Origin of the sequence: Pseudomonas sp. MBLB4136 (assembly GCF_051904765.1) — a bacterium.
In the GTDB taxonomy this organism is placed as follows: Bacteria; Pseudomonadota; Gammaproteobacteria; order Pseudomonadales; family Pseudomonadaceae; genus Aquipseudomonas.
On record NZ_CP196713.1, the window covers coordinates 783,499 to 797,279 of the forward strand.

Below are 13,781 nucleotides of genomic sequence, written 5' to 3' on the forward strand. Positions count from 1 at the left end.
CCCATGACCAGTTCACGCGGCATGGCCACGCTGGGCCTGCTGCTGGCCGTGCTCTGCTGGTCGGGCAACGCCCTGGTGGCACGGGCCTTCGTCAGCGAGATCCCGCCCTTCGCCCTGTCGTTCTGGCGCTGGAGCCTGGCCCTGGCGCTGCTGCTGCCCTTCGTCGCCGCGCCGTTGTGGCGCCACCGCGCGGCCTTGCGCGATGCCGGCTGGCGCCTGCTGGTGCTCGGCGGCCTGGGCATCGCCGCCTACAACACGCTGTTGTACAGCGCGGCGCAGACCACCGTGGCGATCAACATCACCCTGGTCAACACCTGCCTGCCGCTGATGACCTTTATCGGCGCCGGCCTGTTGCTCGGCGAGTGGCCGCAGCCGCGCGCCTGGTGGGGCATGGGTCTGGCGGCCATCGGCCTGCTGGTGCTGATCGGCCAGGGCAGCCTGGCGGCGCTGATGGCGCTGTCGTTCAACCCGGGCGACCTGATCATGCTCCTGGCCGTGGCCGACTGGGCGCTGTATTCGCTGCTGTTGCGGCGCTGGGCCAGCTACCTGCTGCCCATCCCGCCGCTGGCCTTGCTCGGCGCATTCATGCTGCTGGGCCTGCCGCTGATCCTGCCGTTCTACCTGGTCGAGCTGGCCCGTGGCGCGCACTTCGTGGTCACCCCGGGCACCCTTGGCGCCATCGGCTACACGGCGGTATTCGCCTCGCTGCTGGCCTACCTGGCCTGGAATCATGGCGTGCGGGTGCTCGGCGCGGCCAAGGCGGCGCTGGCCAACTACCTGATGCCGGTGTTTACCGCCGTGCTTGGCTGGCTGCTGCTGGGCGAGGGGCTGCAGCCCTTCCACTGGTTCGGCGGTGGTCTGATCTTCGCCGGCCTGTTGCTCGGCACGCAGCGCTCGGCCAAGCGCTAACGCGGTAGCGGCCGCAACCTGCGGTTCCACTCGGCGCCTGGCGGGCTAAATTGCCGTTACTGCTGAGCAGGGCCGGCCATAGGAAAACTCCGTCTAGGGAAAACCCGCCTGACGTCGCGGATCGGGCGCTCAGGCGCGCCGGTTGGTCTCTACTTCTTGTGTGAGTTCGCGCCTGTTCGACAGCGGCAGTCGTGCCGCCAGGGACCGCTCTGGCAAATCCAGGGCGCGAGGTGCGGCCTGGGTGATAGCGAGGCCGTTGAGGCATCGCTGGGCTGATGCGACAGCCAAGGCAACGGCCAGCAGGGTGAGGCAGCATGACAGCCAAGGGCATTCGGCCACTTCTTAGGACCTCGATCATCCTGTGCGGATGGGCTGCTGCAGCGCTGGTATCTGCCGCCCAGGAACTGACCGAGCGCTCCTATGCCGGGGCCGGTTCGTCCATGGGCGTGGTCCTGCTGGGAGTGGGCTGGGGTCGGGCGTGGGGCTATTGTGGGTTCGAGAATGAGCAACTGCGCAGCCTTGGCTTCGACCGCATGCCGGTGCGCAAACTCGGCGACCAGGCGGCCGCCGATATCGAGCTCGAGGGGCCCGGGCTGCTGGCCAAGCCGGTGTCGCAAGACTATGCGCTGCTGGTAGCGCCGGGTGAGTACGCCCTCACCGCGTTCCATATCAAGGCCGCCAGGTCGGTCAACGACGTCGGCGCCTTTCAGGCGCGGCGCACTCAGTTACTGGACGGCGGCACGCCTCTGGCGGGCAGCTTCAGCGTGGCCGCGAATGAGGTGGTCTATGTCGGCCACTTCGGCCCCGAATGTCTGCGGGCCGGGCAGCCGATGATCTGGCGTTACTACTTGAGCGATGCGCCAGCCTTCACGGACTACCTGGCGAAGGTCAAGCGCCGCTATCCCTATCTGGAGGTGGGCGCCGCACAGTTCCGGCTGTTCCAGACGAGCACCATCGGTGAGGCGTTCCAGTTGCCTTGAGTGCGAGGCTCAGCTGGGCGTCTCTAGGCTGCCGCCTTGCAGGGCAGTAGCCGGGCGTATGCGGCAGCGCCTTGGCATGCCGCCTCAGCAGGACATCACCCCATGAAGATGCTGCTTTCGGTTGAGTTCCCCCCATGAACCCTTCAACGCGCTGGTTCGCAACGGCACCTGTGGTGAGGTCATCGGCCGAATCCTGGATACCATCAAGCCCGAGGCCGCCTACTTCACGGAGGAGGGCGGCAGGCGCGCGGGCGTCTTCGTGATCGAGGTGAAGGAACCCTCCTCGGTGCCGGCGATTGCGGAGCCGTTCTTCCTCAACTTTCAGGCCGACTGCCGGTTCCGCATCCTGATGAGTCCGCAGGACTTGCAGCATGCCGGGCTCGACGCGCTCGGCAAACAGTGGGGCTGAGTAACGGGGAGGACGCCGACCCTGGGCGGCCAACCTCCCAGTTAAACGGATGGCCAGGGGATAGTCAGCCTGATGGCCAGGTGTGTGGGCTTATTGGCCGACATTCCCTCCGGACGGGGCGTAGGCTGGCTCTGCGAAACCCGGCGAGTGGCGCGTTATCGCCTAGGTTTCGGACTGTCTGCATATAGAGCCATACAAGGCGAACATTCACGGATACAACGAGGAGGCGTCATGGCCGTTACCAACCATCAGTCCGGCACCAATGTGCATGAGGTGGCCGACGGCATCTACCGCATCAACACGCCGCTGGTCATCCCCGGTGCCGGTGGTTTCTCGTTCAATCAGTACCTGATCGTCGACGACGAGCCCCTGCTGTTCCACACCGGCCCGCGCAAGCTGTTTCCCCTGGTGCGCGAGGCGGTCGCCAGCATCCTGCCGGTCGAGCGCCTGCGCTATATCGCCTTCTCCCATGTGGAGTCGGACGAGTGCGGTTCGCTCAACGAGTGGCTGGCTGCCGCGCCGAACTCCGTGCCGCTATGCGGGGCGATCGCCGCCATGGTCTCCATCGAGGACCTGGCCGACCGCAGTCCGCGAGCCATGGCCGACGGTGAGCGCCTCTCGCTGGGTTCGCGGGTCGTGCGCTGGTTCGACGCACCGCACCTGCCCCACGCCTGGGAATGCGGCTTTCTCGCGGAAGAGCGGACCGGCACCCTGTTCTGCGGCGACCTGTTCACCCAGGGTGGTAGCGACCTGCCGCCCATCACCGAGTCGGATATCCTCGGGCCCAGCGAAGCCTACCGGCATGAACTGGACTACTTCTCCCATACGAAAAATACCCGTTCGTTGCTCGAGCACCTGGCGAGCGCCAAGCCCACCACCCTGGCCTGTATGCATGGCAGCGCCTGGAAAGGCGATGGCGCGGCGCTGCTGCGGGCCCTGGCAGACTCGCTGAGCCGGTAGCGCTGCGCTATCAAGCCTCGGCAGTCGGGCCACGGGCGCGCTGCCGGCGCGGGAACAGAATGCAAGACGCCCCCGAACGGCTTGGCGTTCGAGGGCGTCAGGGGCCAGGCCGATGTTCAGCCTGGCGAAGGAACCAGCGTGGCTTATCCCGCTGCCAGTGCCGGGTTGCGAATGACCGGGGCAAGTGCGAGATCGCCTTGCTCTTCGCGGGCTTCACGCTTCATCGCCCACTGGGTGAGCAGCACCATCGCGGCGAAACCACCGACGATCATCACCGGATAGGCAGCGAGAATCTCGGTCAGCGAATACTTCCAGGACAGCGGGCGGCCGATGCCCAGCATCGCCGCATAGAACCAGGACACGCCCGACAGCGCACCGGCGAACAGGGCGAACATGCGCATGCTGAAGTTCAGCTTGAGCAGCGAGCCGGCCTTCTGCAGGGCGGGCAACACCACGCCATGCAGGAGCATGCCGTTGAAGGTCAGCAGCATCACGATGGTGATCTTGGCCTGCAGCTTGGGGTTGAGCAGGTAGGACAAGCCGCTGGCACTGATATCCAGCCAGATGATCGCCACGCCACTGAGCCAGAGGACCGCCAGGGCGGCGGAAACGGATTTCTGCAGGCTTTCCATATGCTGGCTGTCTTGCAGGTGGGAGTTTCCACCCTTGAACAATTCTTTGATCATCGCGAAGTCGCTGGTCAACACCATGCCGATGGCGACGCAGCAGGCGATCAGGTGCGCATAAACAATCCCTAGGCGCATAAACTCCATGGTGGTCTTCTGCTCGAACAGCGCAGTAATGAAAGTGAAATCCATGGGTGCCTCTTTTTATCAGGTGAGCCACACAATCAGGGCGTTGTGGGCATTAGGTTTTTACATTTGCAGTTAAGAAACGCTTCCAGAGCCGATCTTCGGTTTCAGGACGAAACGGTCGAACCGGTTACAGCCTGGCGAATGAGCCTTCAGTCATTCGATTTCCTCTTTCAAAAGTAAAAGCTCCCCCTGCACATGACTCGTGCCTGTGAGAAAAAGCTCCTGGTTTGCTGGAAGGCGGGGCGAATGCCTCCGCCGTCGTCTGGCTACTCTCTGAGCGGGCAGAAATCGCTTTGTTCATTTTTTGAGCGGTGGCGGCGACGAACGGTAGTGCCGTTCAGGGTGCGTGAATTACTGGCTATTTAGCGGCCAGGCACCCGCCATCCGCTCTGCAACGAGGCCTGGCCGGTGCATTGCGCGCCGATACCGAGGACGGCTTAATAGGCGCTGGGTCTACAAGCGTCGTGAAGGGCGCTACGTTATCAGTCGGGGTGGTGTTGACCGGGCGCCTGATGCTGCTCATCGAAAGGGGCGTAGCTGGCGCATAGGGCACAATGACGGGCAGGATGGCGTGCTATTGCTGAAAGATCTGCACGCTCGTTATGGCAACGACCTACTGAGCATTTCCAATGAGGGCGTGGTGCGTTTGACTCAGGGAGTCTTTGAGGGCAACAGCGAGTGTAGCAACCGTCCGGAGAAAGGCAGTTAGTCGGGATGTAGTCTGCTGGACAAACAAAAAAGGGCTTAGCTTTCGCTAAACCCTTGTTTTGTTTGGTGGCTACGCAGGGACTTGAACCCCGGACCCCAGCATTATGAATCACCTGAGCGGCTACACTCTGAGCCAGGAAAGCCCATAAAACGGGGCTTTCAGCCTGCCTCGGCCCTCGTCAAAACAGAGCTTTCCAGAAAAACAGGCCGATGTAGTCACCGCTAGCATTGCTCCGCAAGACGATGTCATACACCTAAGATAAGATTGGAGAAATTCTTGGAGGCTAGGAGGGCTGTATGGGGCTTGAGGATCGAGAGTGGCGTCGTGAGGAGCTTCGCCAGCAGGGGCACAAAGCCTCCTGGGATAGCTTCAGGGCTGGTGGGCCCCCGGCTCAGCCCGCTAAGCAGCGTCCTTCAAATGTAGAACGCATTGAGCGATCTGCTAAGTCTCGGACGCCACCTTCTTACGTCCATCTTCAAGCTCAGGAAATTTTGAGTTCACGATCTGTACGTTCTGCTTACTTCTGGCCTGTCACCGTCTGCGTTTCAGCTATTGCTGTTGCTCTAGGCTACGCGTATTTCTTGCTTTGAGGGCAGAGATAAAGAGGTGACACTTTGGGACACCATAGAAGAAGGGGCTGAATAGCCCCGGATTGAGCTCAAGAGGTGCCCATGTGCGGTCGATACGTCAGCCCCGACGAAGCAGCCATGGAGCGCTACTGGCACATCGGCGCGCGCAACTCCGGGCGGTGGATTCAGCGGATCTACAATGTAGCCCCGACCATGACGGTGCCTATCGTCCTGAACAATGACGACGGATCGCCCGAGGTCGTGCCCGCTCGCTGGGGGCTGATTCCGGGGTGGTGGAAGAAGCCAAGCCTGCCGACCCTGACCTTCAATGCCCGCAGTGAAGAAGCCGCCGAAAAGCCCATGTGGCGGCATAGCTACCGTACCCAGCGTTGCCTGATGCCCGCCCAGGGCTGGTACGAATGGAATGCCCACGAATCGGCACGCAGCCCGAGCGGCCGCAAGGTCAAGCAGCCGTACTACATCCATGCCCCTGATGACTCGATGCTGGCCTTCGCCGCGCTGTGGTCCAGCTGGCAGGGCCCGGATGATCAGCAAGTCTTGTCTTGCGCACTGCTCACCACGGAAGCGGCACCGTCCATTCACGCCATCCACAACCGCATGCCCGTTGTCCTGGCCCCGGAGCAGTTCGACCTGTGGTTGTCGGCCAGTCTCTCGACTGACCAGGTTGGCCAAGTGGTGGCCCAGGCTCGGCATGACCTTATCGCCCACCCGGTCAGCACAGAGGTCAACAACACCCGCAATGACTACCCTGAGTTGTTGCACGCCGTGGAGCTATCCACCGGCAATGAACCGCTCTAGTTCCAATGTTTCAGCCTTTGCGGCATTATCCGGTATCGCTAATGGCCAAGTGCCAAGGAATAGGTAGGAACCAGGGATGGCACGTCGCAAGAAAACCTCGCCTTTTGAAGACCTTATTTTCATCGCCAGCCGTCTGCCCTGGTGGGTAAGCCTGCTGATCGCCTTGGCCGCCTGGCTGTATCTCCATTCTGTAGCGACCACGCCGCAAGCGACCTTCACCAGCCACAAGGAGTTTTCTTCTGCACTGACGGGGCAGCTCTGGCAAAGCTCTGCCATGGTGCTTCAGTTCGTCATTCCAGGCGCATTCATCCTTGGTGCTATCGGCTCTGTGCTCGGCCGAGCGAAGCGCCGCAAGCTGATGGAGGACGTGGCTACTGCTACCAAGCCCGGCAAGACCCTCGACGGCATTAGCTGGCAGCAGTTCGAGCAACTGGTGGGCGAAGCTTTTCGCCGGCAGGGCTTCACCGTTACCGAAACGGGCGGCAACGGCCCGGATGGTGGCCTTGACCTGATTCTGCGCAAAGGCAGCGAGAAGCACCTGGTCCAGTGCAAGCAGTGGCGTTCACTCAAGGTCGGCGTTGCCGTGATACGCGAGTTCTTCGGTGTGATGGCGGCGGAAGGGGCGGTAGGTGGCTTTGTCGTCACCTCGGGCACCTTTACCGATGAGGCTAAGACCTTTGCCAGCGGCCGCAACATTCGCCTGGTCGAAGGCGCCGAACTCAATCGTTGGATTGCGGCAACTCGCAGCACGCAAACCAAGCCCCCAACACTAACCCCGACCCCTATAAAACCGCTTCAGCCTCAACAGACACTCGCGCCCAGTTGCCCGGTGTGCAAGTCGGCCATGCTGAAACGGATTGCAAAGCGCGGCTCCAATGCTGGTAATGAGTTTTGGGGCTGTTCGCAGTATCCGAAATGCCGTGGAGTTGTCCCTGTTTAAGGAGGTCAGAGTAGAAAAATAAAACTGCTCCCTTCTATTATTTTATAAATATTCGCTGCGCTCCTGATTCTCCGGTGAGCTAAGCGTTAGGCATAAGTGAGGCACATCGGTATGGCATTCAGAGCAAAGAAGCGTATATCTGAGCGAAACGCCTACAACATGATTTTGGCTCTGGCATTTCATGGCAATCACTACAATGACATTCACGGACAAATTCGGGCAGTGTCTGATGTGAAGGCGCACTATGCTCAGAACGGACGCGACTTCGCACGCGTTGTCGCTCATTGCAGAGATTTTTCGCAGAGCGTGCCCATCTACGAGAACCTCATCGGTGCTCAATGGACTGCGGAGGGAGTAACGGTATCCCGGCCCAATCACATCACAGGTGAGTACGAGTCTGTGGTTAGCGGCGATGGTGTCTATAACGAAAGTGACTATTGGGCGACGTTCGAGATAAGCAAGGAGGATTTCGATAGTGCGATCCAGACCGGTCGTTGGGAGCGCTTCTTAGCTGCGGTGAACGCGGGGATCGCGGCAGTTGAGGCTTTTCTGAATCATCAATACATGACTCGGCTCCGCGCATCCGGCGATAATGTCGCTCTCAGAGAAAATATCGAAACGAAAATGAAGACGTGGCCGGCTAAGCTAACGGGGAGTGCATTCGATCTTTCGGGTCGCTCATGGGCGTCATTTTCTAAACTAAAGAAACTACGCGATGACGGGTTCCAGCATCGCAAGGCGATAACTACCGGTATTTCGCGGAAACAACATCTTGAGCTGTTGAATGAGTACAAGCAAGCAGTGCCACGACTGCTCTTTGATCTTCACGTTCATTTTGATGTCCGTTGTCCAAGCGCGATCATTCGCTATGCGTATTATCCAGAAATCGAAATGGAGTCGCGCGCACATGCTTAACACGGTACTTCAGAGTGACCTACAACCGTACCACCCCTTTCGCCGTTCTGCGGCAGCGGTCGCCTAAGCTTGGTCTTTACGTATAAATATATGGGGGCAAGGCTAAAGGGGTCGGAGTGATCTGATTGTTAATCACTCTGGCCCCTTTAGCTCTAACTTCTTTAGCTAATGTTATGCAACCTTTTGCAGAGGGCAATATGAGTCGAATTATTCTAGCTTTGTCAGCAATAGTTATTCTATCAGGCTGCGGTTCATTCCCGACAATCACAGAGGAGCGGCAAACGGTTTCTTCTGGACACGTTGGCTGCCCACCAGCTGATATTACGATTGCTGATAATGAACGATACACTTGGACTGCAACATGTAATTCTAAGGTTTACTACTGCACTGTCGCGCCAAGCCCTGCATGTACAGAGAGGTCGAACTAAAGTGCTATGCGGTCGCATAATTAGACGCAGCACAAAATTATATATGGGAATAGATCATGGTTTTTAGATGGATAGGGCTACCACGTTTTTTCGCGTAGTCCTTCAATGCACTCCTTTACGTCATCATCAATGACGTTTCCCGGCTTGATGCATTCCTTCATGCTTTTGCGAGTGCCGCGATTGGCTTCCCGCTCGCGCTGATCCTGCATTTTGAGGTTGGCGCGCGCACCTTCGGCCATCGGGCCTTTGCCGCCGGCCATGACCTCGGCAAGGGTTCTGCTTACGCTTTTGCTAAAGGCTTCCACGTAGGGGGAAATGGTTTCTGCCGCTTGGGTAGCGACGGGCTTTTCGTCATCGGCAAAAGCGGGCGCTGACAGGATGAGTAAGGCGATAAGTGCTTGCTTCATGATGTTGCTCCGTTCCATCGGAAATACCGCGACCCGTATGCCTGCCTAGGGGCGTGGCAATGCGATGGTCATGCCGCCCAGCAATGCGCCTACCGAAATCAGCCATAGCAGAGTGCCGATAAGGCTCAGCACGCTGCCGCCGACGATGATGCCCAGGGCGATCTGCTTCCAGAGCCCCGCATATTGGTTAGGCTGATGCCGTCTGAAGGTCGGCGCCTCGCGCTCGGCCCGGATGTTCTCAAAGCTCTCTTTCACTCGATCTCTCCACCTTTCGGGCGTACCAGCGTCTAGTCACTTCCGTTGTGATTGCTATCCCGCGTTTTGACCGATCAAGTTTCGATTGGCTTCGTCATAGTCCGGGCTGGTCTCTCCATTGCCTGGATCAATCCTGCCGGTTCTCAGCCACAGCGAATATTGAGGGTAATGCTCTGCAATGAGGTCGAGCTCATTCGTCCTGAGGTTGGCTCTCTTGTCGTACCTGATGGTTTTGCAGCGCTCCTCTTTGATGCCAGTAGCTTCACTCACCTCTCGGTGACCAAGCTTAGACATAAAGTGCCTAACCCTATCCTGCGTTGATTCCATAAAGGTCTTAAAAACCGTCTGTTGAAATATTCCACCTGCGTGAGCCGGTGGTATTATTCCACTCGAACTGTGGAAATATTCCACGAATCAGTGGTTAAGGTTCATCGGATTATAGGGGCTTTCACATGGAACAGTCTGGAGTAGTGGGGTTCAACGCACAGGGAAACGCAGAGCGCATCACCGACTTCCGTGATTCGCCGTTCTGTTCCCAGCTGGTTTTCGCCGAAATGCTCGGCATCGAAGACGTCACCCAGGACGTGGTGCGCGGCTGGGTGGAGTCGCAAGCCATCCCGACCGTGAAGATCGGCCGCCGCCGCGTCATCAACCTGCACCGCATCCGCCGCGACCTGGAAAAGGGCAAAACCATCTTCTGCGCCGGGGATTACGCCGATGACTAGCGCTCCCTGCATCGTCGAGGTCGCCAGCTTCCATGGTTCAACCCATCAGAAACGCTGGCAGCGCTGCTTTCGGGGCGAGTCTCGCCGCGAATGTCATCGCTTCATTGATCTGGCGGTATCAGCGGTGGTCGCTCACGACCCGCTGACCTCGATGCTCGCCCAGGAACACGCCCGGGAGCATTTCCGCATCACCAGACTGAGGGGATTGGTATGAGCCATGCGACTCGAACACTCCGCGGACTGCGCCTGCTCTGTCTGCTGGTCCAAAGCCGAAATGGCCAGGCCCGATCCTTGCCCATCCACACCATGCGCCCTATGCCGCCGCGCCTCTGCGCTGCCGATTCGCGTCGTCAAGATGGGTTTCGTAGCTGGCGCCTGGAAGGTCCTGCTCTCGGACTGGGCAGTGACACCGGCCTTTATCTGCGAGAAACACACGCCACCGCTCCAGCCGCCGAAGTACTGGAGCGTTGTGCAGGACAGCGGCCCAGCCGTTCCATCACTGCCGCCAGTGGATCTCTTCTATGACTTCTGAACAGATCGTCCTGCTCATCGTCCTGGCGCCGGCTGCCTATATCGTCGGCCACGGCATCACCCGCTACCTGTGGCGCGAGTGGCTGGCCTGCTGGTTCGTCAAACCCGAGCCTCGGCGCGCTTTTGCTTCTCCTTCTTCTCAGGTGCAAACCTGCTTTGCCCAAGGCCCGAGTGGGGCCCCACGTGTGGGGTCGAGGGCTGACAGATATCCACGGGCGCAGCCGGTGGGTATCTGTCCCAGGCAACTCGGTTTGCGCATTCATGCCTCGATTACGCGGGTTGAACATGAGCGATGTTGAAGTTCTGAACGGTGGGGAACCTGACTAAAACAGTGTGTTTCGGACTTACCCCTTCAACTTGATGTTTTTTTAACCGTGAATTTTTGGCTAATTGATCGCGTATAACTAGGTACACATAACCCCCTGCAAGCCGCACCACACCTGGCAGATAGCGAACTTCATCAGTTTATCTGCTCGGGATCGTTCGGCCTGCTGAAAGGCAAAACCGCGCAATAACGCGCAACTCAACGAGGAAATACCAATGGCACGTTCAACTATGGAAGTTGCATTTCTCGGCACTCAGATGACCCAGGTCGATGACGCCAAATACGCCAAGATTTTCTATGGCGATGAACCGGACGGCAAAAGCGAGCACGGTCTTTCCATCATCGGCATGGCCATCGCCGAAGACGTGGCCGATGAAGTGTTCGCCGCCGGCGCCCAGTTCGACCCGCTGCAGAAGGTGCGCATCACCTTCGACGTAGCCCGAGGCGGGCAGAACAAGGGCAAAAATCTCGCCCTGCACATCGAAGCCGTCGACCCGCGCCCGGCCTCCCGCCAGACCCCGGCCAGCCCTCAGCGAGCGGCCCAACAGCCGTCGCCTGACGCGGCCAAGAGTTAAGGGGAGGGCTGCGCCGTGCTGATCTTCGACCGCGTGCTTTGTGACCTGTGCATGGCCCCCATGGGGCAGCTGCACAACATGCCGGCCGCGCAGAGCGACTTGCTCTCGGACTTCCGTACGGCGCCTGACTTTTGCGTCTGCCCTGACTGCCTCGATGTATCTGAGCCAGTCGACGTACCGGGCGACGCCTGAACATGGCCACTGAATTCATTCAGGCCTGCCGCGCCTGGACCACCCACCCGGACAACTCCGTGTCCTGCACGTCACTTGAGTGGATTCAAGGCTATGTGTTGCCGCCCGAGGCGGGAGGCCAGTTGGACCTCCTGATTCAAGGCGGCTTTGACGCCGAACTCTTCCGTATCGGCTTTCTGGGCACGTTGGCCCTGTTCGCCCTGGGGTTCGGAGTCGGTTTGATTATCTCCCAACTGCGCAAACTCAAGAGGTAGCACCCATGAAACAACTGAAACAACACGCGGCCAAGTTCGGTTCCCAGCTGTCCTTCCGCAACGCCTGTATTGGTGTCACCGGCTTCGCCGTGGCTAACAGCGCTTTCGCCATCGACACCACGGCGGTGACTACAGCGATCGATGCCGCCGAATCCGATGCCCTCACCGTTGGCCAATCGGTGATCGCCGCCGTCGCCGCCCTGGTGGTGATCGGCATCGTTATCGCCGTCGTGAAAAAGATCTGATCGATGATCTGGTCACTGCTACTCGGCGTTCTCATGGCGGGCGCCTTCGTGCAAGGCCTCCGTTCCGCCGAGTATCTGTGAGGGGAGGGGTCGCAAGGCCCCTTTTTTATTGATGGTTAATCCGCGCATTAAATTTCTATTATTTTTCCTAGTTAGCCTCTCCAGTTCGGTCGTTTATGCAGCCGATTACTACTGGACGCGGGGCGGATATGGCAATTACTCGAGTGCAGTAGCTGCTTGTCAGGCGATTTATCCAGGAGTAGATAACGGCGCGAAATTCACTCATTTGACTTGGGTCCATGCTGGCAAGGCTGCTTGTAATGCTGCTTTTGCTGGTGGTGAGCCTTTTATGGGTGAAACGGTCGACCGTTCCGGTGACGGTTGCGCACAGGGCCAACAATACAACGGCTCAACAGGTGGTTGCGAAGCGCCGCCTCAGCCGTGCCCGGCAGCCGGCACCTCGATCACCGCTGCCGTGCAATGCTCCCTGGTCGGCGGCAAGTACGTGCACACCGACTCCATCACCGTCGAGGGTTGCGGCTACACCAGCGCCCCCAATGGCTACTTCAAGCCCTACCCGAATCACGACAACAAGGCCCTAACCTTTTGCATGGCGACCTTTGCCGCCACTGGCCTGCCGTCCAGCGCCGGCGAAAACAATCCCGACATCCCGCCTGAGCAAACCGCCCCCACCCCCAGCGAAGGCAACGACCAACCTTCCTGTCTGCGTGTCGATACCCACGAGTTCTGCCAGGACCCCAAGCAACCGAACTGCGGCACCCGCGATGGCAATCCTTATTGCTACGGCGAAACCGACACCTGCGGCGAACTCAACGGCCAATGGGTATGCCTGCCCAACGGTGCGCGCAAGTGCACCTACGTCAACGGCTCCTATGAGTGCGTCGACCAGAAGACCGGCGAGAAGATTAGCTACGACAGCCCCGACCACCCAAACAATGGCGGCAACGCCGACGGCAATCCCAATAACGACGAACAGGCCCCTGGCAACGTCGTGGTCGGCGGCGGCGCCCAGGGCACCGACAAGGGCGCCACCAACAAGGCCATCAACGATCTGCAGCAGGCCCTGACCGAGCGCCTGGACGCCATCGGCGAAGCTCTGACCGAAGAAACCGAGTCCAGCCCCAACGCACCCGAGGCCCCGAATGAACGCGGCAGCTTCGACCTCGATGCATGGGACCAGAAGATCGAGGACGCCAAGCTCGAGCTCTCCACCCTGACCAACCAGTTCGGCGACCTGTTCCAGGGCGTCACCGACCTCGGCCTCTCCGGCAGCGGCGGGCAACTGGCCTGCGAGACCTTCACCGTGGCGGGCAAGACCCACGAAATCTGCCTGAGCGAATACGCCGACCAGCTTTCCGGCATCGGCGCCATCATCGTCTTTCTCGCGGCCCTGCTCGCCACTTACATCATCTTCATTCGCGAGTGAGGCAGGCCATGGACTTCTCCTTCATCACCGACTTCTTCACCGGCATCAACGCCTTCATTCAGGACGCTTGGAACTGGCTGTACCTGGGCATCTATGACTTCATCAAAGAGGTCATGGTGGTGCTGACCAAGGCCATGATTTACGCCTACTTTCAGTCGCTGATCTTCGCCGCCGAGATCGGCTATGAGGTGGTGCAGGACATCTTCCATGACCTGGGCGTCACCCAGCAGGTGCAGAACGCCTACTCGACCATCCCTGAGGACATGCGCAACACCCTGGCGTTCTTCCGCATCCCCGAGGCGCTGACCATCATCTTCTCAGCGGTGCCGACCCGCTGGGCCATGAAGTTCATTCCCTTCATAGGCCGCTGAC

The 13,781-nt window shown here is 59.5% G+C and carries 18 protein-coding genes; 15 read left to right on the top strand and 3 right to left on the bottom strand.

Translation table 11 applies throughout. From position 1 onward, the window contains the following. Positions 1–3 precede the first annotated feature (3 nt). From ACSX1D_RS03405 to ACSX1D_RS03420, 4 genes are all read left to right on the top strand, one after another. Complete coding sequence (locus tag ACSX1D_RS03405; protein ID WP_439860976.1) at positions 4–909, top strand: DMT family transporter; 906 nt, start codon at positions 4–6, stop codon at positions 907–909. Between the two features lie 314 nt (positions 910–1,223). Beyond that, a complete protein-coding gene (locus tag ACSX1D_RS03410; protein WP_439860977.1) occupies positions 1,224–1,889 on the top strand; it encodes a hypothetical protein in 666 nt (221 codons plus the stop codon). A 121-nt stretch (positions 1,890–2,010) separates the two neighbouring features. After that, positions 2,011–2,298, top strand: a complete 288-nt coding sequence (locus ACSX1D_RS03415) for a panthothenate synthetase (protein ID WP_439860978.1) — start codon at positions 2,011–2,013, stop codon at positions 2,296–2,298. 231 nt (positions 2,299–2,529) lie between these two features. Beyond that, positions 2,530–3,258, top strand: coding sequence for an MBL fold metallo-hydrolase (locus ACSX1D_RS03420; RefSeq protein WP_439860979.1), 729 nt, complete (start codon positions 2,530–2,532; stop codon positions 3,256–3,258). Positions 3,259–3,401: 143 nt separating this feature from the next. Here ACSX1D_RS03420 and ACSX1D_RS03425 read toward each other — a convergent pair whose 3' ends face one another. Beyond that, entirely contained in the window at positions 3,402–4,076 is a 675-nt protein-coding gene (locus ACSX1D_RS03425; RefSeq protein ID WP_439860980.1) for a hypothetical protein, read from the bottom strand. Between the two features lie 1,377 nt (positions 4,077–5,453). On the opposite strand from ACSX1D_RS03425, the gene ACSX1D_RS03430 reads away from it, so the two are divergent. The 3 genes from ACSX1D_RS03430 to ACSX1D_RS03440 all read left to right on the top strand — a co-directional run bounded on the left by ACSX1D_RS03430 (position 5,454) and on the right by ACSX1D_RS03440 (position 8,025). Continuing rightward, positions 5,454–6,170, top strand: a complete 717-nt coding sequence (locus ACSX1D_RS03430; protein WP_439860981.1) for an SOS response-associated peptidase — start codon at positions 5,454–5,456, stop codon at positions 6,168–6,170. A 76-nt stretch (positions 6,171–6,246) separates the two neighbouring features. Next, entirely contained in the window at positions 6,247–7,110 is an 864-nt protein-coding gene (locus tag ACSX1D_RS03435; RefSeq protein ID WP_439860982.1) for a restriction endonuclease, read from the top strand. Between the two features lie 111 nt (positions 7,111–7,221). Beyond that, on the top strand, positions 7,222–8,025 hold the full coding sequence (locus tag ACSX1D_RS03440; RefSeq protein WP_439860983.1) for a hypothetical protein: 804 nt from the start codon (positions 7,222–7,224) through the stop codon (positions 8,023–8,025). A gap of 505 nt (positions 8,026–8,530) precedes the next feature. Here ACSX1D_RS03440 and ACSX1D_RS03445 read toward each other — a convergent pair. Together ACSX1D_RS03445 and ACSX1D_RS03450 are read right to left on the bottom strand one after the other, a co-directional pair. Then, positions 8,531–8,860 carry a hypothetical protein gene (locus ACSX1D_RS03445; protein WP_439860984.1) on the bottom strand — a complete coding sequence of 110 codons (330 nt, stop codon included), beginning with the start codon at positions 8,858–8,860 and terminating at the stop codon, positions 8,531–8,533. A 45-nt stretch (positions 8,861–8,905) separates the two neighbouring features. After that, entirely contained in the window at positions 8,906–9,115 is a 210-nt protein-coding gene (locus ACSX1D_RS03450) for a hypothetical protein (protein ID WP_439860985.1), read from the bottom strand. 452 nt (positions 9,116–9,567) lie between these two features. Between ACSX1D_RS03450 and ACSX1D_RS03455 the strand changes: the two genes are divergently transcribed. The 8 genes from ACSX1D_RS03455 to ACSX1D_RS03490 all read left to right on the top strand — a co-directional run bounded on the left by ACSX1D_RS03455 (position 9,568) and on the right by ACSX1D_RS03490 (position 13,780). Next, entirely contained in the window at positions 9,568–9,840 is a 273-nt protein-coding gene (locus ACSX1D_RS03455) for a DNA-binding protein (protein WP_439860986.1), read from the top strand. Beyond that, entirely contained in the window at positions 9,833–10,054 is a 222-nt protein-coding gene (locus ACSX1D_RS03460; RefSeq protein ID WP_439860987.1) for a hypothetical protein, read from the top strand. Before ACSX1D_RS03455 ends, ACSX1D_RS03460 begins: the two co-directional genes overlap by 8 nt. 3 nt (positions 10,055–10,057) lie before the next feature. Then, on the top strand, positions 10,058–10,372 hold the full coding sequence (gene pflM / locus ACSX1D_RS03465; protein ID WP_439860988.1) for a lysogeny maintenance protein PflM: 315 nt from the start codon (positions 10,058–10,060) through the stop codon (positions 10,370–10,372). 539 nt (positions 10,373–10,911) lie between these two features. Beyond that, entirely contained in the window at positions 10,912–11,271 is a 360-nt protein-coding gene (locus ACSX1D_RS03470) for a hypothetical protein (RefSeq protein ID WP_439860989.1), read from the top strand. Between the two features lie 194 nt (positions 11,272–11,465). Further along, the gene (locus ACSX1D_RS03475) at positions 11,466–11,717 is read left to right on the top strand and encodes a hypothetical protein (protein ID WP_439860990.1); all 252 of its coding nucleotides are present in this window, start codon (positions 11,466–11,468) and stop codon (positions 11,715–11,717) included. A 5-nt stretch (positions 11,718–11,722) separates the two neighbouring features. Continuing rightward, on the top strand, positions 11,723–11,962 hold the full coding sequence (locus tag ACSX1D_RS03480; RefSeq protein WP_439860991.1) for a major capsid protein: 240 nt from the start codon (positions 11,723–11,725) through the stop codon (positions 11,960–11,962). A gap of 349 nt (positions 11,963–12,311) precedes the next feature. Beyond that, positions 12,312–13,409, top strand: coding sequence for a hypothetical protein (locus ACSX1D_RS03485; protein WP_439860992.1), 1,098 nt, complete (start codon positions 12,312–12,314; stop codon positions 13,407–13,409). Between the two features lie 8 nt (positions 13,410–13,417). Beyond that, the gene (locus ACSX1D_RS03490; protein WP_439860993.1) at positions 13,418–13,780 is read left to right on the top strand and encodes a DUF2523 family protein; all 363 of its coding nucleotides are present in this window, start codon (positions 13,418–13,420) and stop codon (positions 13,778–13,780) included. The last annotated feature ends 1 nt before the right edge of the window (position 13,781 follow it).